Here is a 26,124-nt window from a genome sequence, read left to right as displayed (position 1 = left end):
ATGTCAGACGACGGATTGAAGCAGCAGCGTCGCAGTCGCCGCATCGCGATGACCGATGAAGAGCGCGACACGTTCCTGGGAAGTCAACGAGTGTGTCGGGTGGCCACGGTCGGCTCGGATGGCGCACCGCACGTGACACCTCTGTGGTTCGTGTGGGATGGGTCTGCGCTGTGGCTCAACTCCATTGTGCGCAGCCAGCGCTGGGTCGATCTGCAGCGTGAGCCGCGCATTGCCATCGTCGTCGACGGTGGTCAGGAGTACTCGGACCTGTGCGGAGTGGAGATTGAAGGTACCGTCGCAGTCGTGGGTGCAGTCCCACGCGGCTCAGAAATCAGCGATGAACTGCTTCCAATCGAGCGGTCCTTTGCCGCCAAATATTCACAGAGTGATGTCTATCTTCCAGATGGATTTCACGCCTGGCTGCGCGTGCAGCCGAGCAAGATCACGAGTTGGAATTTTCAGAAGAACGAGGCATTACGACCCCCTCGCTGACCAGTTGGATCAAGCGGCCGTAGTTGCGCACGATCCATTCGTCCTCGGTGTTTTCGAGGAGCCTTTGGGTGCGCAAGCCCACGGCCAATCCAAGGATCAGGCAGGCGAGCAGTTCCACGCGTGACTCGAGATCTTCGCCGGGCTCAACAAGGGGCGATACGTGCTTGAGCGCCCACGCGCGAAACTCCTCGCGTTCGGATTGTGGGTCGGGGGCATCGGCAGTTCGAAACACCGCTTGCACCCAGGGCTCCGCCATTCCGGCGGCCTGCCGGTCGAGGACCCTTTGGGCAAGTGCCTCACCGACCTTTTCGCGCGGAATTGAAGGGTCAAAGGGCGGGGGCACCGACGGCGCGGCGTCTTCGTAGAGCTTGGCCTTGCTCCCACCAACCTTCATCACCATCGAAGCAGAGAGACCGGATTCCGCAGCAATCTGACGGATGGTCACGGACGGGTAGCCGCGCTCAGCGAACAGCCGCTGGGCTGCGTCGAGCACGACATCTCGGGAGTTTGTCTTCACTTCAAGGCCTCATGTCGGTGGGTGAGCTCTTCGACGAGTTTGGGATCGATGGGATCAAGTTCATGATGAGCAGGCCTTGGAATAGCCATGGCGACCAGCGCACCGATGAGCGAGGCAGCAGCCGCGAACAGGAAGATGTGCTGGAAGGCCGCAAGAGATGGCAGGGTTTGCCCCGCGACACTCAGTGTGGTCACCGAGAGGATCGATGCCACGGCTGCACTGGACACTGACGCACCAACGCTGCGAAGCAGGGTGTTCAGGCCATTGGCCGCAGAAGTTTCGGTTTCCGGCACCGAGCCCATGATCAACATTGGCATCGCCGCGTATGAGACAGCTGTGCCGGCCGCGACGATGACGGCGGCGATCATGATGAGCGTGACAGTGTCGTGCATGAACACCCGCAGAATGTAGCCAAATGCCATCACCAAAGCGCCGGTGATGAGTGTGATTTTTGCCCCGAATCTTCGCGTCACACCTGCAGACACGGGCGCGAGGACAACCATCGTCAGCGACGTGGGAATCATTGCCAATCCGGCTTGAAGCGGCGTCAGCCCGTGGCCGTAGCCAGTGATGGCTGGCATCTCGAGCATTTGCAAGGTCGAGAGCATGTTTGCGTACATCGCGAAGCCCATGAGGATTGCGGAGATATTGGTCATGAGCACGGGGCGCTTCAAGCTGATCCGCAGATCCACCAGCGGCTGCTTGACCTGAAACTCCCACGGAGCCCAGAGGGCAAGGATCGCGGCACTCACACCAAATGTCAGCAGAGTCTGCTGGCTCGTCCATCCCCAAGAGCCGCCTTTTGAAATGCCGAGCAGGAGCGAAGTGAGCGCTCCAGACAGCAAGATGGCGCCGAGATAGTCGAATGAGCCGCCAGTGCGGATCTCGGATTCGCGCACCACTGTCACAATTGCAATGGCCATGATGATTGCGAAAAGGCCGGATACCCAGAACACGGCGTGCCATCCGAGAGTGGTGTAGATGATGCCCGCCATTGGCATTCCCATTGCGGCACCTACGCCAAGTGTCGCACTCATGAGGGCCACGGCAGCGCCCAACTTCTCGGCCGGGAGTTCATCTCGCATGATGCTGATGCCGATGGGAATGAGTGCCGAGGATGCGCCTTGCAGCAGGCGCGCAACGATGATCAGCATGAGGCTGTTGCTCAGTGCGCCGATTACTGATCCCGCAAGCAGCAAGCCAAGGCAGACGAGCATGATCCGCTGCTTGCCGTACATATCGGCCAGCCGCGTCAAGGTCGGGGTGGCCACAGCTGCGGCGAGCAGCGTGGCGGTGACGACCCACGAAACATCGTCGGTGGACGCATTCAGCAAGCCTGGTAGATCCGAAAGCAATGGCACGAGCAGGGTGTGCATGAGCGAGACGCCCATGCCGCTGACCGCCAGGACCGCGATGATCGCGGCCGGTGAGTAGAGGTGCTGTTGACGCTCGGGCATATCCGCCTAACCAATGGTGGTGAACAACCGTTCACCCATTCAACCACATACGTCAAAACGCTCATTTCCACCAGAACGACCGGTGGTTCATCTCACATCTTCCTTCGGGGAAGATGGCGAGTCATGTGAGCCAGATCTCCGCCAATATATGGACAAATCGGATGAAATGCCCCAAGCAGACGAGAGGCGAAGGCTTGGAAATCGCGGAAGAGGTTCGTATCGTCATGCAGTCCGAGTTTGAGATTTGAGCTCGGGGAACTCCTTGGCCGTGGCCAAGAACTGCGTGGCCCTTGTGGTCCGTTCCGTGCGATTCGGGGCGGCGGTCTCGTTCGTTGGAGAGTGCAGTGGGCCGGACCGATGGCCGCGCTGCGCATTGACCCGAGGTCCCGCCACGCACCTCCAGGTGCTGACCGAAGAGGACCAATGCGCATTGCGCACCGTGCCGCCCTTGTGGTGGCATCGCTGGCTGTGGGGCTGTTTCCGATGACCTCACCCGCCCAAGCCCAAGAACCGACTGCCTTGGTTATCAGCCAAAGCGCAGCAACAGCAAAGGCAGCAACTCTTGCGGCCAAGACCTGGAAATTCGCCTTCGCCTCCACAGAGACCCTGGACCGCAATGGCGTCGAGCCGAGTCTGTACCGCGGGAAGTTCTTTCGGCCTTCCGTCGAGCGAGTTCGCAAATGCATCGTGCATCGCGAGAGTTCCGGTCACTACACCTCTGTTTCGCATAATGGCTATCGCGGGGCGTATCAAATGTCTGGCTCACTTGCCCGTGGCGTTACCTGGATGATGCTCAAGGAGCATCAAGGCCTGCTCGGCAAGACTGCAGCACAGCAGGCGATGGCGAAACTGAGAGCTACCCCTATCTCCAAATGGACCCGCTATTGGCAGGACGCCGCCTTCAGCACGATCTACAACTGGGAGAAGACAAAGTCAGGTGCCAAGCATTGGCGTGGCGGCCGTTGGCACTGCTAGCGCGCTGACTTCTGGCACGATGCGGACATGCTTCGAGTGCTCACCGTCAATGTCAATGGGATTCGCGCGGCCGCCCGTCATGGTGGGCTGGGTTGGCTCGCCGACTCCGGTGCGGACGTCATCTGCATGCAAGAGGTTCGAGCCACCCACGAGCAGTTGCACGAAGTACTGCGCGAGTCACCGCTAGCCGCCTACTTCGTCGAGCACTCGCCAGCTCCGCAGCTGGGTCGTGCCGGTGTGACTGTGCTGAGTAAGCGCCCACTCAAGCGAATCAAGACGGGCGATCCTCAACTCGACAGTGAAGGCCGTTGGGTCGAGGTTGAAGTCGATACCGACGTCGGACCCATCACTCTCGCGTCGGTCTACGTCCATTCGGGCGAGGTTGGCACTGTGCGCCAGGATGCGAAATATGTCTTCCTGGAGTCGATGGAAGCCAGACTCGCCAAGTTGGCGTCCCCTCGCCGCAAGAAGCCAGCCGTCATCTGCGGTGACTTCAACATCGCGCATCGCGAAGTCGACCTCAAGAACTGGAGGGGCAATCGCAAGAATGCCGGCTTCCTTCCAGAGGAGCGGATCTACCTTGATCGGTGGTTTGACAAGATTTGGACGGATCTAGGGCGCAAGTTCGGCGGCGATGGTCCTGGCCCGTACACCTGGTGGTCGATGCGCGGAAAGAGTTTCGATACCGATGGTGGATGGCGTATCGACTACATCATCACCACAGCTGGCTTGGCCAAGCGCGCCCAGTCCGTGGTCATCGGAAAAGCAGCCACCTACGCCGAACGATGGAGTGACCACGCGCCGGTCATCGCTGACTTTGCGTAGTCAGGCGCCGAGAGTCTGATCGTGAATTCGATAGATCGTGTCCGTGATGGATCGAGCTTCTGACTCATCGTGGGTCACGTGGATAGCGGTCACGCCCTTCTCGCGCAGAAGTCCCGCTACTTCAGCTGCCAGCCTCGCACGAAGATCGGTATCAAGTGCGCTGTAGGGCTCATCGAGCAGCAGTAGGGCCGGGTTGGGCGCCAAGGAGCGCACCAGGGCAACGCGCTGTGCTTGCCCACCGCTGAGTTCAAGGGGGGAACGATCCTCGTAGCCTTCCAAGCCGACCCAGGCCAGCAGTTCACTCGCGCGTGCTCGCGCCTGATTTGAGGCCATTCCTGCGCGTCGCAGTCCGTAAATCACGTTTCGGCCCACCGTGAGGTGTGTAAACAAGAGCGGGTCCTGAAAGACCATCCCCACTCTGCGCTTATGGATGGGCAACGAAGTGACGCCCACGCCGGCGACGTGAATCTGTCCCGAAAGGAGCGGCACGCTGCCGAGAATCGACGCGAGCAAGGTGGATTTTCCGCAGCCACTTGGGCCCAGGATTGCCACGATGTCTCCTTGCGGTACTACGAGTTCGGCCTGAAGCAATGGGCTGTCATAGCCGATCGAACACTCAATCAACTCCAGTCCGCTCGTCATCGGGCCAAACTCCTACGACCAAGGGCATCGACGCCAAGGATCAGCAGGACCGTTCCAATGACCAGGACCATCGCGAGTGCCGTAGCCACACCGAGCGAGGCGTCACCAGGTCTTTGCAGTAGGCGCATGATCTGAAGAGGCACAGTTGGTGCGCCTGATCGGGCTAGGAATGAGGCCGCTCCGAATTCGCCAAGCGAAACGCAGGCCGCCAAGCCGCCAGCCGCAAGCAGAACTATGCGCAAGGTAGGTCCATAGGCAGTGAAGAACGCTCGTGTCGGGCGAGCACCAAGCGCGCTGGCGACCGTGGCAGCGCGCGCATCAGTGGCTCGCAATGTTGGGAGCACTACTGCGATCACCAATGGCACCGCGACGAGCGAATGAGCCAGCGGGATGAGGAGATCCAGTGACCGCAAGTCGATTGGAGGTCGACCGAAGGACAACATCAGTCCAAGGCCAAGAGTCGCGGCCGACAATCCCAGGGGTGCCAGCGCCACGAGCGCCACGGCCCGACCAACGCGGTGGGCGAGCACGCTCATGGCAGCAAGTACACCAATGAATCCAGCGATGAGCCCGGAAATCACTGCGTACTTCAGCGACACTGCGATGGCCGAAGCTGGGCTTGCAAGCCGCGTTGTTCCGGCGTCCAGTGAGGTGAGCGACTGCCACCACTGCAGAGTCCATCCGTCCTGCCCTCTGATGGAGTCAAAGGCGAGAGATACCAGTGGCAGCAATACGATCGCCACGCCGGCTCCGGCTATTGCGAACACGAAGATTCTTTGACGCAGCCTCCGCGGTCGAGGCAATCGCGCTATGCGCAAAACCGGGGTGGATCGAGTTCGTGTCACTGAAGCACGTGCTCCGAGGAGTAGCACAACTGTTACGAGGATCAACTGCAGGACAGCTGTCATCGCAGCGGTGGGAAAGTCGAGCAGCAGCGAGGTCTCGCGGAGAATCTGCGACTCCAAAGTGCGAGTGCTGCTGTCACCCAGTACCAGCACCACACCAAGGGAGGTAAAGCAGAACACGAACACGACCGCTGCTGCGGACAAAATGGCCCCGCGCAGTTGTGGCAGCGTGACTGTGACGAAAGCGCGGAATGGGGTGGCTCCCAAGGCGCGGGCCGCAGTCACCTCGCGGGTGTCCAATTGCTGCCAAGTCGCACCGACGATCCGAACGATGACAGCGAGATTGATGTATGTGTGCGCTGCGATAACGAGAAGAAAGCCTGGTTCCAGGAATGAACCAAGCAAGCCTCGAAAGGCCAAGGCGATGACCACTGTGGGTAAGACAAAGGGCACTGTGACAAGTGCCTGAGTCAACGCTCGGCCGCGAAATTGGTAGCTGCTCAGCACAGCAGCAAGCGGGATGCCGATGGCCAATGCAAAGCCCGCGCTGATGAGTGCTTGCACTGCGGCAAGCCCAGCAATGCGCATAGTTGATGACCAGTCGAAGTTGCCGACTGCTTCGAGCGAATGCTGCAGAACTGTCGTGATGGGTGCGCCAAGAAGAACAGCAAGAAAGAGAGCAGGGGGAACCCACGCCCACTTCAGCCAGCTTGGTGCGTTCAGCGGCCCATCACCTGACCCCAAGTCTTGAGCCACTCATTCAGATGAGAGTTCACATCTGAGGCTGGAAGCTGCATTGGCTTGGGCACCTGCGCCGCGAACTTGGTGAATACCTTGGGCAGCGGCACACCGGAGCGAGCTGGAAAGACGAACATCGAGAGCGGAACATCGGCTTGCACAGGCGCCGAAAGCAGCCAATCGACAACCTTCTGCGCCGCTGCTTCATTCTGAGTCCCGCGGAGTACACCTGCAAACTCAACTTGCCGGTAACAGCCTTCTGTCAGAACTGAGGTCGAGGGCTTGCTTGGCTTCGGTGCCTCGGAGTAGACGATCTCGGCTGGCGGGCTTGTTGCGTACGAGACAACCATGGGACGGTCGCCCTTGCTTGCGCTGAAGACACTTTCGTATGCGTCAGTCCAACTTCCAGAGACTTTGACTCCGTTCGCGTTCAACTCCTCCCAGTACTTCGTCCAGCCGTCTCCGTATTTGGCGATCGTTGCCAGAAGAAAGGCCAGACCAGGGGAAGAACTCGCCGGATCCTCAACCACGAGTAAGTCCTTGTACTGCTTGCTCGTGAGTTGATCGATGTTGGTCGGCGCTGCCAAGTGATGCTTGGCGAACCAGACATCGTCAATGTTGATGCACACATCGCCATAGTCGATCGGCGTCACTAATCCACCCGCGGTGTCCTCGCGAAGACTCGGCACGATCGAGTTGACGTCAGCGGCGGTGTAGGAGCTGAAGACGTCGGCATCCACAGCCTTGGAAAGCAATGTGTTGTCGATGCCGAACATGACGTCGGCGCTCGGCGAGCCCGAAGCGAGCACGGCTCCGGCAACCATCGAACCCGCATCGCCTCCAGTCGTCACTTCAATCGTGATTCCGGTGTCTTTCTTGAACTGATCGACGAGCGACTGGCTTACGACAAAGGAATCGTGTGCGAGTAGTCGTACGGTTGTCGGTCCGGAGGACTCGGTATTGCTGCTGCAGGCGCTGAGCAGAATCCCACTGCTCACGACGAGCCCGATGGTCAATTTTGATGCATGGAAACGCATTTCCACCTTCTCCCTTGCGCTGGCATTACCCAGATCAGGTTCATTGGGTCGGTGGAGACGTCCACCCTCTCAGCGCGCCGAATCTGCGAGCTCCCCTTGGTCATTGCAGTCTAGAGGTGGATGGCTTGGGGCTTGCTGGCACCCGATCAATTAGAACTTGCGCAAGGCGCGAATGAGGAACAAGGCAGCAGTTGCAGAGCCGAGTCCGGCAAGGATGAACACCAGTGACCATCCATCGAATCCGACTGCGGTCCATCGGACAACTCCAGCGGTGATGAGCAAGAGCCCGGCCATCGATTGAAGGAAGACGGCGAACTTGATCTGCCTTTGGGTGGCGCTGTCGTTTTGCACCTGATCAACCTACTGAGGTTGCTGGCTGCTTGCGTTCCAGGTTCGGATCACGTGCTGCTCATGCTCGAATCCGAGAATCGACAAGGTTGCGGGATCCAGTGCAAACAATCGGCCATCAATGGGCTCCAGTGCCAGCCAAGTAGAAGTGAGAATTCGCAGGAGGTGACCGTGAGCCACGAGCACGCACACACCGCCTTGCTCGACAATGGGCAAGCATTGCGAGATCACCCGCGCGGTTCGCGCATGAATATCAGCCAACTGCTCACCGGGGGTGGCGCCAGCCGGGATCGGATCAGACCAAATCGTCCACGTGGGTTCGTTCAGTTGTGTGCGGATCTCTGCGGTGGTCAGGCCCTCCCAAGCGCCATAATCCCATTCGAGGAGATCTGGATCTGTGCGCGTGACTTTGAGCCCGGCGAGAGTGGCCGTGTGCTGCGCCCGTTGCAGTGGGCTGCACAAGACGAGATCAGGATGCGGCGGGATCAATGCTGCAACTGCGCGGGCATCTCTTTCGCCATGCTCGGTCAACGGTATTTCGGTGCGGCCAGTGTGCCTTCCAGAATTGCTCCATTCGGTCTCTCCGTGACGAACGAGGAAGATCTGTCCACCACTCATTGGGCGACCGAGTCTGCTTCCCGGGCCTGAGCCAGTGCAGATTCAAAAAGCTCGCTGGATTGTGCGCCAGTAACGCCAAAACGTTCATCGAGAACAAAGAACGGCACGCCCGTGCAGCCCAAAGTTCTGGCGATTGCTTGATCGCGATAGACGAAGTCGGCGTAGTCGTCGCCCAAGAGCAGAGTATTGGTCGCTGCACTTTCGAAGCCGGCTGCGACCGCGAACGCCGTGAGCTCTTCGACTCCGAAAATCGAGGCCCCTTGCTCGAAATAGGCGCTGAACAGGGTGTTGAGCAAGAGCGTGCCCGATGCCAGATCCTGATCTTGCGCCCAGAGCACAAGCCGATGACCATCGAGAGTATTGCCAGTGAGTGTGCGATCCAGTTGATAGCTCAAGCCGACGCTTGCTGCTGTCTCAGTGATGCCGCGCTGCATCTCAGTTGCCTCGGCAACGCTGACGCCGTACTTCGCGGCGAGCAGTTCGGTCGTGCGCTGCGTCGTTTTGCTTGCTTGCGGATTGAGTTGATACGCGCGATGCCAGATGGTGACCTCGTCCTTGTGCTCGAAGTTTTCGAGGGCAATTTCGAGCTGGCGCTTGCCAATGAAGCACCACGGACACACGAGATCTGACCAGACTTCGATCTGCATGTTCAATCCTCACTCGTCAGGGGCTGACGTCGTCTATCCCAAGCGTAGATACCCAGGGCAGTCAGACCGACGAGCAATTGCGGAACGAACCAAGCCAGCCGCCAGATCAGATCGGCCGCGATGGCGTCGGCCGCCGGACAGCCAAATGCCACCAGCAAGGCGACCAGCGCTGCGTCGACAGTGCCAAGTCCGCCGGGCGTGAGCGGAATACTCGTGAGAATCAGCGAGATCGAGAATGCCGCGAAGACTTCGATCGCGTTCACCGGATCGGGAAATACGCCGAGAGCCGCAAGTCCAACGACGAGCACCAGGATCGGAGCCATCTGAGCGGCTACGTTTGTGAGCGTCAATTGCTTCCATCGGGTGCTCACCATCACTGACGCATGCTTGTTGAAGTTGGCAAGTGCCTCGGAGAGGTCAGGAGGAGTCTTGCGAATCAAGCTATAGAGCTTGTTAGCCGGTGATTGCAAGAACTCGCCAACTCTTCTTGCGGTGGTCTCTGATCGAAGTACGGCAACGATCCCGAGAATCGACATCACGACAGCGCCAAGTCCGAGGCCGGCGATGGTGACGTAGGCGGTAGCGGAGTGGCCATCGGCCACGAGCAGGGTCACGGCAACGGCCGGTGCGCCGAGAATCAGCAAATAGGTCCAGATGGCATCGGCTGTGACTGCTGCTGCGGCGCGAGCAGCTTCAACCCCGTAGCGCGCCAGGATTGCGTATTGAGTTGCTGCGGCGAGGGCGCCGCCGCCGGGCAGGATGTTGCTGATCGAAAATCCCGCCTGGCGATTGATGAAGCTGGTCCGGTAGCCGACCTCAGGCATCGCCGCGGAAGTGGTGAATGGATAGATCCCGATGTTGATGGCACTGGCAACTGCAAGTGCGGCAATCCAAATGGGCGCCATGTCGGCAATTTGGGTGAGCGCGGCTCGGTAGTCACCCATTTGCGGGAACAGGAACGCAAATACCGCGATCACGATGACGAGCCCGATCACAGCAGTGAGCGCTGTGCGCACCGTTTTGCCAGACGGTCTGGAACTCATTCAAGTGACCTTAGCGGCGTTGGCTTGCTCTATTGGGCCTAGTCGAATTCACCATCCGTTCATGTGTGTGATGGCTGGTGTTCTCTAGGGATGCCCCCTGACGTCAACCTCACTCAGACAGCATCCGGATATGGCCAATCCCGACCTGGAACAACGCGACCTGCATTCGGCCGCGACTTCGCATCGAGGCGATCGGGTTTTCAGCCGGCTGGTCACGGGCGCCGCATTCACGTCCCTTGTAGTGCTTGCAGGGATTGCCATTTTCCTGGGCGTACAAGCGGTGTCGGCCTTCCAGACGGAAGGCCTGTCCTTCATCTTCTCGACCGGTTGGGATATCAACACAGATCCGCCAACGGCTGGAATTTGGGGGATGCTCTATGGCTCAGTCCTGTTGGCTGTAATTGGGCTCGTCATCGCTGTGCCCGTCGCCCTCATGCTTTCGATCTTCATGGTGTTCTTGGCGCCGCAGAAGCTCTCTTCGGTGCTGACCAATCTGATCGACCTGTTGGCTGCAATTCCGTCAGTGATCATCGGCCTGTGGGCTTTCTACATCCTGAATCCACCAGCTGAGCAGTGGCAGCAACTCCTCAACCAGTACCTCGGTTGGATTCCGATCTTTCAGAATACGTCGCAGAATTTTTCGGGCACCCCTTTCATCGCAGGTCTGGTCTTGGCAATCATGATGATTCCCATCATCACGTCGATCTCAAGAGAGGTGCTTGGGCGTACACCTCCAGACTTAATCAATGCCGCGGAAGCCCTCGGGTGTTCGCTGTGGACGATGTTGCGGTATGTCGCTCTCCCCTACGGGCGTGGCGGGATCGTTGGCGGTGTCATGCTGGGTTTGGGACGCGCATTGGGCGAGACGATCGCAGTGTTCTTCGTCTTGAAACTCACCTTTGAGACGAACTGGTACCACATCATCGAGTCTGGTGGCGGTTCCATCGCCACGCTTATCGTTTCGCGCTTCGGCGAGGTATCAGGACCAGAAGAGTTGAATCTCTTGCTCGCCGCAGGATTCTTCCTCTTCCTGGGCACGATCGGGGTAAACATCGTGGCGAACTTGATCGTCAATCGGACGGGCGGGTTGAAGAAGTGAGCACCGTGACCTACCAGCCGGGTGGGCCCGAGAGCATGGTCCAATCACCACAGCGACCATGGCGACACAAGCCACCCTCCTTCACGCTTGCTGTTGGTCTTGCTGTTGCGATCCCAGCGCTCATCTCAACGGGACTCTTCTTCTTTTCTCCCATTCCAGGCGCGCTTGTCCTGACCGTCATCTACTTCCCGCTTCAAATTGTGGCCTCAGGCATCGCGGCCTGGTCGACTCGTGGGGTTCGCGGCATCGCTGACTCGGTCATCATCGTCAATGCCATTGGTTCGACAGTTTTCAGCATCGTGGTTCTCGTGTCACTGATCGGCTCGCTCATTGTTCGCGGGCTACGGGCGCTCAGTGCTCACTTCATCTACCAAAACAGCGTCTACATCAATCCGAGTACTCCCCTTGACTATGGCGGCATCGGTCATGCGCTTGTCGGGACCATCTTGGTCGTGGCGATTGCCTCGCTGCTCGCCGTTCCTATCGGCATCGCCACCGCCGTGTACATCACCGAAGTTCGTGGCAAGGCAGTGCCATACGTGCGCTTCTTTGTCCAAGCAATGAGTGGGGTGCCCTCAGTAGTGGCGGGTTTGTTCATCCTGACTATTGCCGTGTCGACTGGTTGGTTCAGCCAGAACGCTTTCGCAGGCGGACTCGCGTACGCGATCCTGATGCTGCCTACAGTGGCGCGCACCGCAGAAGAAGTGCTCAAGCTGATCCCGGACGAACTCCGTACGGGTGCACTGGCCCTCGGCTCCACGCGAGCACGCACTGTGATGCGCGTAGTGCTTCCTGCGGCGAAGACGGGAATCATCACAGCAATCCTGCTCGGCATCGCTCGTGTCATCGGCGAAACAGCACCTCTGCTGCTCGCTGCTGGGAACAACGATGGAACAGTGATCAACCCCTTTGGGCAGGCGATCGCTTCAATCCCCGTGTACATCTTCAACAATGTGGCCGTCCCATATCCCGACGCTGTCGCTCGGGCGTGGGGTGCCGCGCTTGCCCTCATGATTCTGATTGCAATTCTGTTCACCCTTGCACGCGTCCTCGGCCGAGGACGCGTAGGTCGTGCGAAATAGGAGATGGCCATGTCTACAGCTGAATTCGAGGAAGTCGCCATGATGGAATCGGATCTCCTTGTTACGCGTCGGACCGCCCCTAGCGAATTGCGCGCGGAACATGTGAGTGTCTGGTTTGGCAAGCGAAAGGTTTTGGAGAACGTCGACATCGACTTTCCCAAGAACACCGTGACAGCCCTTATCGGACCGTCAGGCTGCGGCAAATCGACCTTCATCAGAACGTTGAATCGCCTGCACGAGTTGATCCCAGGCGCCGCCCTAGCTGGGTCTGTCCTGTATGAAGGCAAGGACATTTACAGTTCAGATATTGACCCTGTGCATATTCGCTTGCAGATCGGAATGGTCTTTCAGAAGCCGAATCCATTCCCAAGCATGACCATCCGTGGCAACGTTCTTTCAGGCCTCAAACTTTCAGGAATGAAGCGCGAGAATCACGACGAGATTGTTGAGCAGACTCTTACGGCTGCAGGATTGTGGAATGAAGTCAAGGACAGGCTCAGCCATGCTGCCGGTGATTTGTCAGGCGGCCAACAGCAGCGCCTAGTGATCGCGCGCGCTCTCGCAGTTCAGCCGAGTGTTCTGCTGATGGATGAGCCATGCTCTGCGCTTGATCCAGCGTCAACGCTCAAGATCGAAGAGACAATTCGACAGTTGTCGAAGGAAGTAACGATCGTAATCGTGACGCACAACATGCAGCAGGCAGTGCGAGTTGCGGACAACACGGCCTTCTTTCTCGCGCAAGAAGGCGAGCCAGGGCACATTGTCGAGCAGGGACTCACTACTGACATCTTCGGTCAGCCTCAGGATCAGCGCACCCTCGATTATGTGAACGGTCGCTTCGGTTAAGCCTCTGTTCATCTCGGCACGCACTGTTCATCTTGGAGTTGACTGCGCGTCACAGATAAGTCCCTGACCGGCAACGTGAATTACGTAACTTCGAAATTGCAGTCATCACATTCATCAAAGGAGGATTCAGTGCGTCGCACACTCGCGATCGTCGCCGGTACCGCAATCGCAGCCTCGGGGCTTGCCATGGTTGCGCCGGCTAATGCAGCCGAAACTGTTCCGGGCGGTGGAGCTTCGTTCCCCGCCGTATTCATGCAGCAGTGCGCAGCCGACTACAACGGCTCTCAGACTAATTTCACGGTCACCTATACCTCTACCGGCTCGGGAACAGGTAAGGGCAACTTCGCTAAGGGCACATTCGTGTTCGGTCAGACTGACTCCGCATATGCCTCAGGGGAACCAACCTTCGCGTGGGAATACGTGCCTAATATCGGCGGTTCGATCGCACTTGCGATCAACCTGAAGAACCCGACTACTGGTCGAACCTTGGGATCCTCGATTCAGTTGACTCAGACAACAGCAGCCAAGATCTTCGGCGGCCAGATCGCAACGTGGAACGCTCCAGAAATCCTCAAGGAGAATCCGCGCATCGCCAAGTCGATTCCGGCAGTGCCAATCACGATCTCTTACCGTTCGGATGCTTCAGGAACGACCAACAACTTCCTGCAGTACATGAATGCATGGGCGCCGACAATCTTCACCAAGGTGCAAGATGACATGTCCACCGGATTCCCCGGTGGTGTGCCACCGCAGAACTCGGTCGCTGGACGTACCAATCAGGGCGTCATGGCGAACGTGCTCGCCAAGGAGGGCACCATCGGCTACGTCGACCTTGGCGATGCCAGGGGCTACCCGTCAGCACGACTTCAGAATGCGATGGGTGAGTTCATCGCGCCTTCGGCCGCATCGGCCGCAAAGAACCTGGCGACTCAGGTCGATATGCAGTCTTCTGGCATCGTGAAGTTGAACTACGAGAACAAGGTCAAGGGTGCTTACCCGATTGCAATCTTCTCGTACGGCCTTGCACAGACTGACGGCAAGGGCGCCAACGGTTTGGGCGTTCGCCAGTTCTTCGACTACGTGCTGGCCAAGTGTGGACCTTCACGCGCATCATCGCTTGGCTACGTCCCGTTGGCAGGAAAGATCCTCGCCAAGGCACGTGAGAACGTCCAGAAGATTAAGTAGTCACTGCTCGACTATCTGCTATTAGCGAAGGTGAGGACGATGTCTCGGAACTCCTTGAAGATCCGGGGCATCGTCCTCACTGCTGTGATTGGGGCAACTGTCGTTGCTCTAAGTGCATGTACACCTCCGATGCCGCCCGATGTTCTCGCTGCCCGCGCTGAGGCACAAATCCAATGCAGCAAGGGCAACGTCGACATCTCGAGGCCGCAGGAGTTTTCCGGTGCAATGAGTACCGTCGGCGATGCGCTCGCGTCAGTGTGCCCTGATCAGACGGTCACGGAAGTGGATCCTGGCGGGGAAGCGCCGGTCGAATTGCTTGGTCAGGCTCCGACCCCTCAAGAAATTCTCGCTTTCAAGACGGCATCCTGTCCGGCAGACAAGATCATCACGATCCCGGCTTTTGCATATCCGGTCACGATTGCCTACAGCGTGGTTGGGCTCGAAGGGCTCGTCTTCACTCCCCAGGCTGCCGCTGGCGTCCTCAATGGCACTGTTACCACCTGGGAGGATCCGCTGATCGCGGATGCCAACCCTGATTTTGATCTGTCCGGACTGCCACCGATATCCCTCGTTTCAGTCGAGGTTCCCAGCGGGGCTGTCTCGGCTATGACCACCTGGATCTCGCAACAGGATTCGGCAGCTTGGCCTGATGGGCCCCTCGCCACCCTGAAGGCAGGCAAGAAGTTCGCTGATCAGGAGGCGATGCTCGCGGAGATGCTCGCAAGTGAAGGCAGCCTGGCCGTTTTGCCGATCTTCACGGCCGTCAACAATGGCATCGCATCGGCCAACCTGCCAGTCAAGGGAGCAGACCTCAACGGCCAAGAAGTGGACACCGTCGTCACCGCCGATGACGTGCAACTGTACAAAGTCGGGTCCGGCGCTACCAATGTGACGACGACGCCTGAGGGCGATATTCTCGCCAGTTCCGCCACTGGCGGCTTTCCAGTCGCAGGCAACTTCGATCTCGCCTCGTCCAAGATCGTGCTCGGCGAAGGCGCCGGGCTTGCCGGTTGGCCGGTGGAGGGCTATGCCCATCTTCTCATCTGCGACTCCGGCTCGAGTTCAGCACTTCCGTTGCTCTATGCGCAGTACCTGGTTCGCCTTGCAGGGCAGGGGGCGCTTGAGTCCTTCGGCCTCACACCTATGCCCGAGCCAATCCGGATCAAGACCTTCATGCCGCTCAGGGTCGTTGCTGCACCTGAGGAATAGACAAAGCCAACGCTGCTACGAGAGCGCCTGCGCGATCTGCTGCAGCCGTGATTGATTCATCGAGAACCAGGCCGAGGTGCCTCGATGCTCGCGTTCAGCGTTGCCGGAATAGGCGCTTGTCTGAGTCTGGCCGTGCTGGGGCTTGGGACACCGAGCGCTAACTTGCTGGTACGTCGCCCCGTCTGCCCCAGGGAATGCCTAGGACTGCTCAGATACCCAAGCACCCAAGCACCCAAGCTCACCAACAGCCGCGCCCAGTGAGGAGGCGGTCCTGGCCAAGTTCTCGTTGCTGGACCGGTTCCTGCCCATTGGGATCCTGACGGCGATGGCTGGCGGACTCCTGCTCGGTTGCCTCGCGCCATCGGCACGGACTGCCCTTGATGCAGTGAAGGTCGGCCAGACATCACTGCCGATTGCACCGGGCCTGCTGCTGATGATGTACCCGGTCCTGGCCAAAGTGCACTACGAGGACATGGGTCACGTCACTGGTGATCGCAAGCTCCTGTGGCTCTCACTCCTGCTCAACTGGGTCATCGGACCGCTGATCGAAGTGCCGGCCCTCGTAGGCCTCGTATACGTGTCGCTATGGCTCCGCCGCCGCTACTTCATCTCCAGGGTGAATGCGGCGTGGGTTCTCATCGCTGAGCTATAAGCATGATGAAGGCCCGCCACAAGACTTGGGTTTTAGTGGCGGGCCTTCATCACTTCCAAAATCCAGTTCAGTGCTTGTGCTTCGGGTTGGGCACGTAGCGCTTCTGTGAAGCGCGAATTTCATTCTCGGCCTCTTGGCGGCCCTCCCAAGATGCACCTTCGACACTCTTGCCGGGCTCGAGGTCCTTATAGACCTCAAAGAAGTGCTGGATCTCAAGGCGGTCAAACTCCGCGATGTGGAAGATGTCGCGCAAGTGCTCCAAGCGTGGGTCACCGGAAGGAACGCACAGCACCTTGTCGTCGCCGCCAGCCTCATCTGTCATACGGAACATGCCGACGGCGCGGCAACGGATGACGACGCCCGGAAACGTGGGCTCTTGAGTCATCACGAGCGCATCAAGCGGGTCGCCGTCCTGGCCGAGGGTGTTCTCAATGAATCCGTAGTCATGTGGGTAGCGGGTGGAGGTGAACAGCATGCGATCCAGGCGAATTCGCCCCGTCTCGTGGTCGACCTCGTACTTATTTCTGCTACCAGCGGGGATTTCAATCGTGACGTCGAATATCAAAGGTTCCATAGTCGCCTAGTGTTCCCTACCGACATGAGTGATGCCGACCGCCAAGGGGGTGAGAGGTGACACATCGGGTACGCCTTTCGCTCATCTTGTCGATGTTGCTCCTTGTCTGCGGATTCGGAAGTCAACTTCCTGCGACTGCTGATCAAGACAATTCACCAGTGCTGCCGATCCTCCCTGTGGTGGGCAGCACCGCGCCGATTCCCTCGACATCTGGGCTCAGGACTGTGCTCGATCCGCTGATTCGCAAGCCCGCTCTTGGCAGTTCTGCCGTTTGGGTTGCCGACCCGGCAACAGGTGCGACTTTGCTGGAGTCACACGCGCAGTTGGCGTTGTCGCCAGCATCAACGCTCAAGCTCTTGACCGCAGCAACCGCGCTGAACACTCTCGGGGCATCCACTCGCCTAGCCACCAGAGCGGTGAGCGATGGATCAACCGTGACGCTCATCGGTGGAGGTGACGCCACCCTGCCGTCGAAGGGCCCAGGTGCTTCACTTGCCGAACTTGCCGTCAAGACTGCGAAAGCGGTCGGAGACGGCTCGATCAATCTGGTGTACGACATCTCGCTCTTCAGCGGGCGAACTCTTGGGGCTGGTTGGTCGCCTTCGTTCCCGGCCGCCGGTGTAGTCGCCCCTGTGCAGTCTTTGATGATGGATCAAGGCCGTGCCAATCCCAAGGGAAATTCGAGAGTCGCCAATCCGGCGCAATATGCAGCGCAGGCTTTTGCTCGCCTGCTTCGAGCAAAAGGCGTGAAGGTCGGATCGGTCACAAAGGGGAAGGCAACTGCGGATGCAGTTGAGATTGCGAGAGTTGAGTCAGCGCCCGTGCAGCAATTGGTTCACCACATGCTCACTGATTCCGACAATGATCTGGCCGAGTCGCTCGCGCATCTGTCGGGCGCCAAACTCAGTGGTGTTGGAAGCTTCGCAAGCGGGGAGCAAGCAATGACCGCCGTCGCAAGCACGCTCGAACTGCCAACTGTCGGCATGGCATTGTCCGATGGCAGCGGGCTGTCGAGTCGAGATCGAGTTTCAGCGCAAACTCTTGGCAGCATCCTGTTGTTGTCCGCGCAAGGCTCCTTTGGTGGCATTGCGCCTGCTCTTGCAATCGCCGCCTTCACCGGCACCTTGGCCGACAGGTTCACGTCCGCGCTTCAGGCCGACGCTGCTGGCTTTGTGCGCGCCAAGACGGGAACACTCAACGATGTGGTCACATTGGCTGGCATCGTTCCTGATGTGGACGGTCGGGTGCTGGTGTTCGCCGTGCTGGCCAATGAAGTGCCATCCATTGTTGGCGCTCGCAAGGTTGTCGACCAAATTGCGACGAAACTTCGTTCTTGCGGATGTACTGAAGCAAAGCCATGACTCAGGAACCTCGCCACTGGGCCTCGACTGCGACCCTCGAGGTGCGCAAAGCGGTTCAGACAAGTCTGGCTGATCTGCAGCCGGGCTCGGTTGTACTCGTTGGCTGTTCTGGTGGTCCAGATTCCCTGGCGCTCGCAGCTGCCGCCGCTTTCGTGGGCCGGACTCTGGATCTCACGGTAGGCGCGGTGATCGTCGATCATCAACTCCAAAATGGATCCCACGCGGTCTCCGCAATGGCACAGGCAGCCTGTCTGGCGTTCGGATTGAATCCAGTACTGATTGTGCCCGTCGATGTAGGCACCCAAGGTGGACCCGAAGCCGCCGCTCGAACGGCCCGCTACGAAGCATTGACCGCGGTGGCGGACCGCTTAGAAGCAACAGCGGTGCTGCTTGGGCACACTCGCGAAGATCAAGCCGAGACGGTGCTTCTGCGCTTGGCTCGTGGTTCAGGCACCCGGTCAATTTCGGCCATGCAAGCAGTTGCTGGCCTGCTGCGAAGGCCGCTGCTGACCCTGCCGCGCGAAGTGGTGCGGGCGAGCGCACTCGATGTGTGCGAGCCCTTGGATCTCGAGCCTTGGCAAGATCCGCACAACAGAGATCCGCGATTTAGTCGAGTCCGATTGCGCGCTGCTCTCGATGAATTACATGGCGCCCTCGGTGCAGGCCTGATCCCCGGTCTTGCCCGCAGCGCTGAACTTGCTGCGGATGATGCGGATGCCCTGGACGAATGGGCGGGGACCGCCTTCGACCAGCTGGTGGACTTCGGCCAAGACCAGCTCGCAGTGGAAGTTGCTGAGTTTGTTCGACTTCCAGTTGCGATCAGAACTCGGATAATCCGACGCATGTGCACGGATCTCGGCTCTAGTCCAGAAACCGTGACGCGGGCACATGTTCTGTCCGTGGATGCATTGGTGCACTCGTGGCATGGTCAGGGAGCAGTCAGTCTGCCGGGGCGGATCAGCGCATCTCGAGAGTATGGGAGGCTGGTCCTTACCACCGTCCTCGACGCAGGAGACCCAGTTGCTACCTGAAGATCTCGGAGCCGATCTTGCTCATGTCCTGGTGAGCGAGGAGCAGATTCACACGCGCATCGCTGAACTCGCTGAACAGATCGAGATTGATTATCGCGACAAGGATCTGCTGCTCGTAGGAGTTCTTAAGGGCGCTGTGATGATCATGGCTGACCTGGCTCGTGCACTGCGCCGCAGTTCAGACATGGACTGGATGGCGATCTCTTCGTACGGCTCCGGAACGAAATCAAGTGGCGTGGTGCGCATCCTGAAGGATCTTGACGGCGACATTGCCGGACGCAATGTGCTCGTTGTGGAGGACATTCTTGATTCCGGACTCACGCTGTCCTGGTTGGTCAGGAATTTGGGCTCGCGCGGCGCTGCTTCGGTCGAAGTGTTTTCACTCCTACGCAAACCGGATGCCCTCAAGGTTCAAGTGCTGCCCAAGTACGTCGGTTTCGACATCCCCAATGAATTTGTCGTTGGATACGGCCTGGATTACGGGCAGAAATACCGCAATTTGCGATGCGTGGGCACTTTGGCTCCGCATGTCTATGGAACCTGATCGCGCGTATCGCCGCACTCCGCTGGTGGGTGGGCTGCTCGTCTCGTAGTACCGTCAGATGATGGACTTCAAGCGGATTATTCGTGGCCCAATCTTCTGGGTTGCGATTGCCGTGACGTTTGTTCTGATCGGCTCAAGCCTGCTTTCCGGGCTTGGCACGCCCGACCAGATCGACACTGGCGAAGCCGTGTCAGACATCAATACAAACCAGGTCGACACCGCCACGCTGACTGATCGTGATCAACTGCTCGAGTTGACTCTGAAGGATGGTTCCAAGGTCCGCACTTCATACATCGCTGGCCAGGGCGTCAACCTTCAAGAGCTTCTGCAGACCAAGGTCGATCAAGGGCAACTGCCTGGCGGCTACAACGTCGTGGTGCCCAGTGAGAACTTGCTGCTCACTTTGTTGTTCTCCCTGCTGCCGATCGCAATCGTGGTATTCCTGCTCTTCTTTTTCATGGGACAGATGCAAGGCGGCGGCAATCGGGTCATGAACTTCGGCAAGTCCAAGGCCAAACTGGTCAACAAGGACATGCCCCAGACTACCTTCGCTGATGTGGCCGGCGCCGACGAGGCAGTCGAAGAACTGCAGGAGATCAAGGAGTTCCTCGCAGATCCGACCAAGTTCCATGCTGTTGGCGCGAAGATCCCCAAGGGTGTTCTTCTCTACGGGCCTCCCGGAACTGGCAAGACCCTGCTGGCTCGCGCGGTCGCGGGCGAAGCGGCCGTTCCCTTCTTTTCGATCTCCGGCTCAGACTTCGTGGAGATGTTCGTGGGTGTTGGCGCCAGCCGGGTGCGCGACTTGTTCGAGCAGGCCAAGGCCAACGCGCCATCCATCATCTTCATCGACGAGATCGATGCGGTCGGACGCCATCGCGGCGCTGGTCTTGGTGGCGGTCACGATGAGCGCGAGCAGACCCTTAACCAGATGCTGGTTGAGATGGATGGATTCGACGTCACTGGTGGCGTCATCCTGATCGCGGCAACGAACCGACCGGACATCCTTGATCCGGCGCTGCTGCGCCCAGGTCGATTTGACCGGCAGATCGCCGTTGATCGTCCTGATCTGCTTGGTCGACACGCCATTCTTCAGGTGCATGCCAAGGGCAAGCCGATGGCCGATGAGGTTGATCTCATGTCTGTTGCGCGCCGCTCGCCGGGTTTCACCGGCGCGGATCTGGCCAATGTGCTCAATGAGGCTGCACTCCTCACTGCCCGCCTTGGCAAGACCCGTGTTGACGACTTCGCACTTGACGAGGCGATTGATCGTGTTATTGCTGGTCCGCAGAAGCGCACGCGCGTGATGGACGATCACGAGAAGAGCATCACGGCTTATCACGAAGCAGGACACGCACTGGTTGCCGGCGCGCTCCCGGGCAACGACCCGGTGCACAAGATCACGATCCTGCCCCGCGGTCGAGCTCTGGGATACACGATGGTGTTGCCCGATCAGGACAAGTACTCAACAACGCGCAGCGAGATGCAGAACCAGTTGGCCTACATGCTCGGCGGTCGAGCAGCAGAAGAGCTCGTATTCCATGATCCAACTACCGGCGCTTCCAACGACATTGAACGCGCAACAGCCGTCGCGCGCGCGATGGTCACCCAATACGGCATGACCGAACGCCTTGGCGCAATTCAGTACGGCCAGCAGAATCAGGAAGTCTTCCTTGGTCGCGACATGGGCCACATTCGCGATTACTCCGAAGACATAGCCAGCGCCATCGATGAAGAAGTGCGCACTTTCATCGAACTTGCGCACCAAGAGGCCTACGACATATTGGTCGCCAATCGCGATGTGCTCGACGCGCTGGTCACCGAGCTCCTTGAAAAGGAAACTTTGGATCGCGCCCAGATTGATGCGGTGTTTGCCACCTTGCAACTGCGAGCGCCTCGCCCGGCCTGGACAGGCTCTGCGCGCCGCCAGCCAGATTCCCGTGGGCCAATCCAACGGGTCTCGCCCTCATCCAATGGGCACAACACGACAGATGAGGTGCAATGAGCATCAACCCAGTGAGCATCGATCCGAATAGTGGGGGCGGGGCATTCGACGCCGCAGGGGTCGAGCGCGCTATTCATGCTCTCCTAATCGCCGTTGGCGAGGATCCCAATCGTGAAGGACTCAAGGACACGCCCGCTCGCGTAGCGCGTTCCTACCGAGAGATCTTTGGGGGTTTGCACATGCAAGCTGAAGAGGTACTCACCACCATGTTTGACATCGGGCATGACGAGATGGTCGTCGTTCGCGATATCGAGATGTACAGCACCTGTGAGCACCACCTTGTGCCCTTCCATGGGCGCGCGCACATCGGCTACATCCCCAATGAGAATGGCCGCATCACCGGGCTGTCCAAGTTGGCGCGTCTCGTCGACGTCTATGCCAAGCGCCCGCAGGTGCAGGAGCGGTTGACGACTCAGATCGCGGATGCTCTGATGCGAATCCTTGAGCCACGCGGGGCGATCGTCGTGATTGAAGCTGAGCACCTGTGCATGTCGATGCGTGGGGTTCGCAAGCCCGGTTCCAAGACTTTGACCAGTGCGGTGCGCGGAACCCTGCGTGATTCAACATCGCGCGCTGAGGCGATGGCGCTGATCCAAGGCCGATGAGCACCCGGCACCCGGCAGGGCTGCCTGCGGCTTTGGGCAATGCCGATCGAACTTTGGTCGTGGGAGTGCTCAACGTCACGCCGGATTCCTTCTCCGACGGCGGTCGTTATCGCAATGCCAAGACCGCGATTGAGCACGGAGTTGCCTTGCACGAATCGGGCGCAGACTTCGTCGACGTGGGTGGCGAGTCGACCCGCCCGGGTGCCGTTCGAATCACTGCCTCCGAAGAAGAGCATCGAGTGCTTGCTGTTCTCAGCGGACTGCGCGCTGCGGGAGTGCCGGCCAGCATCGACACCATGCGCGCGACGACTGCAAGCGCTGCGGTCGCCGAAGGGGCATTCCTCGTCAATGACGTGAGCGGCGGGCTTGCAGATCCGGATATGTACGGAACCATTGCATCGCTTGGAGTCCCTTACGTGGTGATGCATTGGAGAGGCCACAGCGCCACTATGGCGTCGCAAGCTGAATACGTGCACGTTGTCGATGAAGTGCGCTCGGAGATAAGTGAGCGCCTTGCCGCCGCGATCGATGCTGGAATCTCTGCGGATGCGCTCGTGATCGATCCAGGTTTGGGATTCGCGAAGGATGCCGATCACAACTGGGCTTTGCTGCATTCACTCAATGAGTTCGTCGCGATGGATTACCCAGTGCTCCTTGGAGCATCGAGAAAGAGATTTCTTGGCAGCCTGCTGAGTTCGGATAATGGTGAAGCGCGTGCGGTTGATGAGCGCGACATCGCAACTGATGCGATCTCGGCACTTGCTGCCGCTGCTGGAGTCTGGGCAGTGCGCGTGCACGATGTGCCGGGAAGTGTTGATGCGGTGCGCGTTGGTCAGGCATGGAGATTGGGGCGGGGATGAGTAGAGATCAGATTGTCATCACCGGAATTCGGGGCACGGGACACCATGGTGTCTTCGACTACGAGCGCAGAGATGGACAGGAGTTCGTAGTTGACATCACCCTGATTCTGGCTCCCAGCAAGGCAGCACACAGTGATGATCTCAATGACACCGTCGATTATGGGGCGGTGTCGCAGGTGGTGTTCGATCGCATTGTTGGCGAACCGGTCTCGCTCATCGAAACTCTCGCCGAACTGATCGCGGCCGATGTACTACGAATCCCTGGGATCGAGCAAGTAGAAATCACAGTGCACAAGCCTCAGGCCCCGATTCCGGTTCCCTTCCAGAGCGTCGCCTTGAAGATTCAGCGCCCGTGAGTTCTGCAGTTCTTGGGCTCGGGGCGAATTTGGGCGATGCCCTCGGAGCACTGCAAGGTGCTGTGGATGCGCTTGCCCAAACAGCGGGAATCACGGTGATTCGAAGTTCATCCGTCTTTGCGACTGACCCAGTTGGAGGGCCTGAGCAACCGACCTATGTCAATGCCATAGTGCTTATCGATACATCGCTGACTCCATTGCAATTGCTCGAGCAGGTGAATGCAATAGAGGTGGACTGGCACCGGACCCGTGAAGTGCGGTGGGGTCCGCGCACTCTCGACATCGACATCATCGTTTTCGATGACCTTGTCTCCTCAGATGAGCGACTCACCCTTCCTCACCCCCGCGCGGCCGAGCGCGGCTTCGTGCTTGTTCCGTGGCTCGACGCTGACAGCGAAGCTGAGCTCTTGGGCGTACCTGTGAGCGCGCTCGTCAAAGGAGTCGATACCACGGGCGTACAACAGTTGGATCCGCCGCTGATCTTGCAGGTTCATTCGTGAGGCCGACTCGAATCCGTCTGCTCCTGGCGCTAGGAGTGCTTGCCGGTTCAATCGGCTGGGCCGTAGCCGTACTCGTCGACAGCCAGTCCGGTCGCGTCGTGCCAATCCCGTGGTTGGCCGCTGTCACCTTGTGGTTTCTGACGATCGCGCTGCTCATCTGGACGGTGCTGGCCCAGCCACGGTTGAAGCGCAAGCGCGGGCATCGCCCCATGGCGCCGCTCGTGGCCGCACGCACGGCTGCGTTGGCCATGGCCGGTTCTCGCACCGGCTCTCTGGTTGCTGGTTTCTATGCCGGGATCTGCCTTGGCACCCTGCCCTCGCGTGCAACGCAGGCCGGCTCGGACACTGTCTGGATAAGCCTTGCCTCGGCTGCTGGTGCACTCGCCCTGGCCGCGGCGGCACTGTGGCTCGAGCACATTTGTCGATTGCCAACCGACGGCGATAACAACGATTCTGGCCTCGGTAGGGTCAGCGCATGAGTACTGAGCCTGAGCTTGAGGACCTGCCCTTTGATGAATTGCGGCAGCGGGCCTTTCACCATGCCGAGAAGCACCTCGACCTTGGTTTCTTCACTGATCTCTTTGGCCACATGCCGAGCATGGCTGCGATCGAGGGTGAAGGCGGTGACTTGGGGGCCGTCGGTGGCACCTTCATCGAGACAGTTCGCGCTGTGCGCGAGATGTTCGGCGACAACCCGCTCGACCCGACCACGGAGGCACTGCTGCGTGCCCGTTTCGCCACCTATCTTCGCGAGCACGACGAGAAGTAGTTCTCGAATTCCGTGTTTGCTCTTGTAGCAGAGCAAGTCGGCTGAAGTTCAACGTAACTTGCCTGCATGACCCCAGATCCAGAGTTCACTCGATCTCAGGCCCGTGCGCTTCAGCGGTCGGCGTCACCCACGACGAAGGTGCACGACTGCAGCATCACGCCCAGATGTTCAAGCCGAAGACCTATCAGGGTGCTGGTCAGGGATTGCACCATGGCCAAAGACGGGGTGCGCAACTTCAGTCGCCAGGGAGTCTTGCCACCGGCGCTGTCCAGCAGGGCGCCAAGAATACCCAGCGGGCCCTCGATAGCCAGGTAGCTCGTGCCCTCGGGAACGCGCACTACTTTCGGCAGCGGCGTGTCGACAGGCCCAGGTCCGGACTGTCGCAGCCAGGCAGCTGCGGCTCGAATGATCTCCAGGCTTGGTTCGAGCTGCTCGGCCAGCAGGCCCAGGCGACTGGGAATATCGCTGGCCTGCCCAAGTTGCATGGGCACTTTGACTTGGGCGTATGCCAGATAGGGCTGCTGGATCCGCAGATCCATGTTGATCCCACAGGCGCGTGCGCAAATCCCGGATAGGCCGAATGTGTTCACCTGCTCGTCGGTGATGACTCCGATGCCAATCAGATGTGCGAACTCGCGTTCGGCCTGGCTGCGCAAAGCTGGCAAGAGCAACTGCAGTGAATCGAGCTCGGTCTCCAGCGCGTCCAGCCACTCCGGGGGCAGTTCATGAGCGATTCCGCCGATGCGCACGAACATCGGGTGCAGGCGCGTTCCAGTCAACTGCTCATGCACGTGCATGAGACTCTCTCTTGCCTGTATCGCTTGCGAGGGCCCAGTGCTGGTGGCGCCAAGCATGAGCAGGCCCGTGGTGACCCGGTCAAGCTCGGCAAGCAGCATTCGCGACCAGCTTGCACGTTCGGGCGGAGTGATGCCCATCGCATCCTCAAGTAGCAGTGCGATATTCAACTCAGCGTGGAAGGCATTTACCCAGTCGTGACGACTTGCCAACATGAGCAGTTGTCGGTAGTCGAGGGATTCGAAGATCTTCTCATCGCTGCGATGCATGAAGCCGATTCGTGGGTCGGCAGCGATGATGATCTCGCCGTCCAAGTGGAGATTGATTTGCAGCGCCGCATGTTGTGTTGGATGAAGCATGCCAAGGTCGATATACATGTCCGCTGGCAAGTGTCGTGCCATCCCGAAGGCGACCAAGACCTCGCGAGTGCTCACTGCGGCATCCTCTCAGGCAGCGTCAGTCACCATGGC

29 protein-coding genes, 1 pseudogene and 1 riboswitch are annotated in these 26,124 nt (G+C 59.2%); of the genes and pseudogenes, 19 read left to right on the top strand and 11 right to left on the bottom strand.

The annotated features are described in order from the left end of the window. On the top strand, positions 1-492 hold the full coding sequence (locus Q7L55_11340; protein MDO8733141.1) for a pyridoxamine 5'-phosphate oxidase family protein: 492 nt from the start codon (positions 1-3) through the stop codon (positions 490-492). Here the strand turns inward: Q7L55_11340 and Q7L55_11335 are convergent. Both Q7L55_11335 and Q7L55_11330 read right to left on the bottom strand, forming a co-directional pair. After that, positions 443-1,009: a TetR family transcriptional regulator gene (locus Q7L55_11335; GenBank protein ID MDO8733140.1), complete on the bottom strand. Its 567-nt coding sequence runs from the start codon at positions 1,007-1,009 to the stop codon at positions 443-445. The genes Q7L55_11340 and Q7L55_11335 overlap by 50 nt on opposite strands. After that, positions 1,006-2,466 carry an MFS transporter gene (locus Q7L55_11330; GenBank protein ID MDO8733139.1) on the bottom strand — a complete coding sequence of 487 codons (1,461 nt, stop codon included), beginning with the start codon at positions 2,464-2,466 and terminating at the stop codon, positions 1,006-1,008. Before Q7L55_11330 ends, Q7L55_11335 begins: the two co-directional genes overlap by 4 nt. 423 nt (positions 2,467-2,889) lie before the next feature. Between Q7L55_11330 and Q7L55_11325 the strand changes: the two genes are divergently transcribed. Both Q7L55_11325 and Q7L55_11320 read left to right on the top strand, forming a co-directional pair. Next, a complete protein-coding gene (locus Q7L55_11325; protein ID MDO8733138.1) occupies positions 2,890-3,441 on the top strand; it encodes a hypothetical protein in 552 nt (183 codons plus the stop codon). Positions 3,442-3,468: 27 nt separating this feature from the next. Continuing rightward, the gene (locus Q7L55_11320) at positions 3,469-4,266 is read left to right on the top strand and encodes an exodeoxyribonuclease III (GenBank protein ID MDO8733137.1); all 798 of its coding nucleotides are present in this window, start codon (positions 3,469-3,471) and stop codon (positions 4,264-4,266) included. Here Q7L55_11320 and Q7L55_11315 read toward each other — a convergent pair whose 3' ends face one another. The 7 genes from Q7L55_11315 to Q7L55_11285 all read right to left on the bottom strand — a co-directional run bounded on the left by Q7L55_11315 (position 4,267) and on the right by Q7L55_11285 (position 10,184). Next, positions 4,267-4,908 (bottom strand): ATP-binding cassette domain-containing protein, encoded by a 642-nt coding sequence (locus Q7L55_11315; protein MDO8733136.1) that lies wholly within the window; start codon positions 4,906-4,908, stop codon positions 4,267-4,269. It abuts the gene before it with no gap. Beyond that, positions 4,905-6,509: an ABC transporter permease subunit gene (locus Q7L55_11310; GenBank protein MDO8733135.1), complete on the bottom strand. Its 1,605-nt coding sequence runs from the start codon at positions 6,507-6,509 to the stop codon at positions 4,905-4,907. The genes Q7L55_11315 and Q7L55_11310 overlap by 4 nt, the downstream gene beginning before the upstream one ends. After that, on the bottom strand, positions 6,473-7,528 hold the full coding sequence (locus tag Q7L55_11305; protein MDO8733134.1) for a thiamine ABC transporter substrate-binding protein: 1,056 nt from the start codon (positions 7,526-7,528) through the stop codon (positions 6,473-6,475). The genes Q7L55_11310 and Q7L55_11305 overlap by 37 nt, the downstream gene beginning before the upstream one ends. Next, a riboswitch (TPP riboswitch) is annotated at positions 7,520-7,635 on the bottom strand. It overlaps the preceding gene by 9 nt. A gap of 43 nt (positions 7,636-7,678) precedes the next feature. Next, entirely contained in the window at positions 7,679-7,879 is a 201-nt protein-coding gene (locus tag Q7L55_11300) for a hypothetical protein (GenBank protein ID MDO8733133.1), read from the bottom strand. Positions 7,880-7,888: 9 nt separating this feature from the next. After that, a complete protein-coding gene (locus tag Q7L55_11295) occupies positions 7,889-8,494 on the bottom strand; it encodes a histidine phosphatase family protein (protein ID MDO8733132.1) in 606 nt (201 codons plus the stop codon). Beyond that, the gene (locus Q7L55_11290) at positions 8,491-9,141 is read right to left on the bottom strand and encodes a DsbA family oxidoreductase (GenBank protein MDO8733131.1); all 651 of its coding nucleotides are present in this window, start codon (positions 9,139-9,141) and stop codon (positions 8,491-8,493) included. Before Q7L55_11290 ends, Q7L55_11295 begins: the two co-directional genes overlap by 4 nt. 2 nt (positions 9,142-9,143) lie before the next feature. Next, the gene (locus Q7L55_11285) at positions 9,144-10,184 is read right to left on the bottom strand and encodes a lysylphosphatidylglycerol synthase transmembrane domain-containing protein (GenBank protein ID MDO8733130.1); all 1,041 of its coding nucleotides are present in this window, start codon (positions 10,182-10,184) and stop codon (positions 9,144-9,146) included. A 130-nt stretch (positions 10,185-10,314) separates the two neighbouring features. On the opposite strand from Q7L55_11285, the gene pstC reads away from it, so the two are divergent. The 6 genes and pseudogenes from pstC (at position 10,315) to Q7L55_11255 (ending at position 16,146) form a co-directional block, all read left to right on the top strand. Beyond that, complete coding sequence (pstC, locus tag Q7L55_11280) at positions 10,315-11,283, top strand: phosphate ABC transporter permease subunit PstC (protein MDO8733129.1); 969 nt, start codon at positions 10,315-10,317, stop codon at positions 11,281-11,283. Then, positions 11,280-12,365: a phosphate ABC transporter permease PstA gene (gene pstA / locus Q7L55_11275; protein MDO8733128.1), complete on the top strand. Its 1,086-nt coding sequence runs from the start codon at positions 11,280-11,282 to the stop codon at positions 12,363-12,365. Before pstC ends, pstA begins: the two co-directional genes overlap by 4 nt. Positions 12,366-12,407: 42 nt before the next feature. After that, entirely contained in the window at positions 12,408-13,211 is an 804-nt protein-coding gene (pstB, locus tag Q7L55_11270; GenBank protein ID MDO8733127.1) for a phosphate ABC transporter ATP-binding protein PstB, read from the top strand. A 129-nt stretch (positions 13,212-13,340) separates the two neighbouring features. Next, positions 13,341-14,396, top strand: a complete 1,056-nt coding sequence (locus tag Q7L55_11265; GenBank protein ID MDO8733126.1) for a substrate-binding domain-containing protein — start codon at positions 13,341-13,343, stop codon at positions 14,394-14,396. Between the two features lie 39 nt (positions 14,397-14,435). Continuing rightward, positions 14,436-15,605 carry a substrate-binding domain-containing protein gene (locus Q7L55_11260; protein MDO8733125.1) on the top strand — a complete coding sequence of 390 codons (1,170 nt, stop codon included), beginning with the start codon at positions 14,436-14,438 and terminating at the stop codon, positions 15,603-15,605. A 271-nt stretch (positions 15,606-15,876) separates the two neighbouring features. Then, positions 15,877-16,146: pseudogene (locus Q7L55_11255) on the top strand (arsenical-resistance protein). 178 nt (positions 16,147-16,324) lie between these two features. On the opposite strand, the gene Q7L55_11250 reads toward Q7L55_11255, so the two are convergent. Then, positions 16,325-16,822 carry an inorganic diphosphatase gene (locus tag Q7L55_11250; GenBank protein MDO8733124.1) on the bottom strand — a complete coding sequence of 166 codons (498 nt, stop codon included), beginning with the start codon at positions 16,820-16,822 and terminating at the stop codon, positions 16,325-16,327. 65 nt (positions 16,823-16,887) lie between these two features. Here Q7L55_11250 and dacB point away from each other — a divergent pair, with 65 nt between their 5' ends. From dacB to Q7L55_11200, 10 genes are all read left to right on the top strand, one after another. Further along, complete coding sequence (gene dacB / locus Q7L55_11245) at positions 16,888-18,192, top strand: D-alanyl-D-alanine carboxypeptidase/D-alanyl-D-alanine-endopeptidase (protein ID MDO8733123.1); 1,305 nt, start codon at positions 16,888-16,890, stop codon at positions 18,190-18,192. After that, complete coding sequence (gene tilS, locus Q7L55_11240; protein MDO8733122.1) at positions 18,189-19,223, top strand: tRNA lysidine(34) synthetase TilS; 1,035 nt, start codon at positions 18,189-18,191, stop codon at positions 19,221-19,223. The genes dacB and tilS overlap by 4 nt, the downstream gene beginning before the upstream one ends. After that, the gene (gene hpt / locus Q7L55_11235) at positions 19,213-19,767 is read left to right on the top strand and encodes a hypoxanthine phosphoribosyltransferase (GenBank protein MDO8733121.1); all 555 of its coding nucleotides are present in this window, start codon (positions 19,213-19,215) and stop codon (positions 19,765-19,767) included. Before tilS ends, hpt begins: the two co-directional genes overlap by 11 nt. Before the next feature lie 61 nt (positions 19,768-19,828). After that, positions 19,829-21,769: an ATP-dependent zinc metalloprotease FtsH gene (ftsH, locus tag Q7L55_11230; protein MDO8733120.1), complete on the top strand. Its 1,941-nt coding sequence runs from the start codon at positions 19,829-19,831 to the stop codon at positions 21,767-21,769. Beyond that, positions 21,766-22,374 carry a GTP cyclohydrolase I FolE gene (folE, locus tag Q7L55_11225; protein ID MDO8733119.1) on the top strand — a complete coding sequence of 203 codons (609 nt, stop codon included), beginning with the start codon at positions 21,766-21,768 and terminating at the stop codon, positions 22,372-22,374. Before ftsH ends, folE begins: the two co-directional genes overlap by 4 nt. Then, positions 22,371-23,234, top strand: a complete 864-nt coding sequence (gene folP, locus Q7L55_11220; GenBank protein ID MDO8733118.1) for a dihydropteroate synthase — start codon at positions 22,371-22,373, stop codon at positions 23,232-23,234. The genes folE and folP overlap by 4 nt, the downstream gene beginning before the upstream one ends. Then, positions 23,231-23,590: a dihydroneopterin aldolase gene (gene folB, locus Q7L55_11215; GenBank protein MDO8733117.1), complete on the top strand. Its 360-nt coding sequence runs from the start codon at positions 23,231-23,233 to the stop codon at positions 23,588-23,590. The genes folP and folB overlap by 4 nt, the downstream gene beginning before the upstream one ends. Beyond that, positions 23,587-24,090, top strand: coding sequence for a 2-amino-4-hydroxy-6-hydroxymethyldihydropteridine diphosphokinase (gene folK, locus Q7L55_11210; protein ID MDO8733116.1), 504 nt, complete (start codon positions 23,587-23,589; stop codon positions 24,088-24,090). Before folB ends, folK begins: the two co-directional genes overlap by 4 nt. Continuing rightward, positions 24,087-24,569, top strand: coding sequence for a DUF3180 domain-containing protein (locus Q7L55_11205; GenBank protein MDO8733115.1), 483 nt, complete (start codon positions 24,087-24,089; stop codon positions 24,567-24,569). Before folK ends, Q7L55_11205 begins: the two co-directional genes overlap by 4 nt. Next, positions 24,566-24,859: a hypothetical protein gene (locus Q7L55_11200; GenBank protein MDO8733114.1), complete on the top strand. Its 294-nt coding sequence runs from the start codon at positions 24,566-24,568 to the stop codon at positions 24,857-24,859. The genes Q7L55_11205 and Q7L55_11200 overlap by 4 nt, the downstream gene beginning before the upstream one ends. Before the next feature lie 110 nt (positions 24,860-24,969). Here the strand turns inward: Q7L55_11200 and Q7L55_11195 are convergent, their stop codons facing one another. Further along, positions 24,970-26,088, bottom strand: a complete 1,119-nt coding sequence (locus tag Q7L55_11195) for an NADH-quinone oxidoreductase subunit D (protein MDO8733113.1) — start codon at positions 26,086-26,088, stop codon at positions 24,970-24,972. Positions 26,089-26,124 lie beyond the last annotated feature (36 nt).

It is taken from the genome of Actinomycetota bacterium (genome assembly GCA_030650795.1).
GTDB lineage: Bacteria > Actinomycetota > Actinomycetes > S36-B12 > S36-B12 > UBA11398.
This window is presented reverse-complemented; position numbering and strand designations above follow the sequence as displayed.

Bases quoted from the DNA above. Each gene is read 5' to 3' on its own strand.
- Q7L55_11340 (MDO8733141.1), top strand. From the start codon at position 1: ATGTCAGACGACGGATTGAAGCAGCAGCGTCGCAGTCGCCGCATCGCG.
- Q7L55_11330 (MDO8733139.1), bottom strand. From the start codon at position 2,466: ATGCCCGAGCGTCAACAGCACCTCTACTCACCGGCCGCGATCATCGCG.
- Q7L55_11325 (MDO8733138.1), top strand. From the start codon at position 2,890: ATGCGCATTGCGCACCGTGCCGCCCTTGTGGTGGCATCGCTGGCTGTG.
- Q7L55_11320 (MDO8733137.1), top strand. From the start codon at position 3,469: ATGCTTCGAGTGCTCACCGTCAATGTCAATGGGATTCGCGCGGCCGCC.
- Q7L55_11315 (MDO8733136.1), bottom strand. From the start codon at position 4,908: ATGACGAGCGGACTGGAGTTGATTGAGTGTTCGATCGGCTATGACAGC.
- Q7L55_11305 (MDO8733134.1), bottom strand. From the start codon at position 7,528: ATGCGTTTCCATGCATCAAAATTGACCATCGGGCTCGTCGTGAGCAGT.
- Q7L55_11295 (MDO8733132.1), bottom strand. From the start codon at position 8,494: ATGAGTGGTGGACAGATCTTCCTCGTTCGTCACGGAGAGACCGAATGG.
- Q7L55_11290 (MDO8733131.1), bottom strand. From the start codon at position 9,141: ATGCAGATCGAAGTCTGGTCAGATCTCGTGTGTCCGTGGTGCTTCATT.
- Q7L55_11285 (MDO8733130.1), bottom strand. From the start codon at position 10,184: ATGAGTTCCAGACCGTCTGGCAAAACGGTGCGCACAGCGCTCACTGCT.
- pstC (MDO8733129.1), top strand. From the start codon at position 10,315: ATGGCCAATCCCGACCTGGAACAACGCGACCTGCATTCGGCCGCGACT.
- pstB (MDO8733127.1), top strand. From the start codon at position 12,408: ATGGAATCGGATCTCCTTGTTACGCGTCGGACCGCCCCTAGCGAATTG.
- Q7L55_11260 (MDO8733125.1), top strand. From the start codon at position 14,436: ATGTCTCGGAACTCCTTGAAGATCCGGGGCATCGTCCTCACTGCTGTG.
- tilS (MDO8733122.1), top strand. From the start codon at position 18,189: ATGACTCAGGAACCTCGCCACTGGGCCTCGACTGCGACCCTCGAGGTG.
- ftsH (MDO8733120.1), top strand. From the start codon at position 19,829: ATGGACTTCAAGCGGATTATTCGTGGCCCAATCTTCTGGGTTGCGATT.
- folE (MDO8733119.1), top strand. From the start codon at position 21,766: ATGAGCATCAACCCAGTGAGCATCGATCCGAATAGTGGGGGCGGGGCA.
- folP (MDO8733118.1), top strand. From the start codon at position 22,371: ATGAGCACCCGGCACCCGGCAGGGCTGCCTGCGGCTTTGGGCAATGCC.
- folB (MDO8733117.1), top strand. From the start codon at position 23,231: ATGAGTAGAGATCAGATTGTCATCACCGGAATTCGGGGCACGGGACAC.
- Q7L55_11200 (MDO8733114.1), top strand. From the start codon at position 24,566: ATGAGTACTGAGCCTGAGCTTGAGGACCTGCCCTTTGATGAATTGCGG.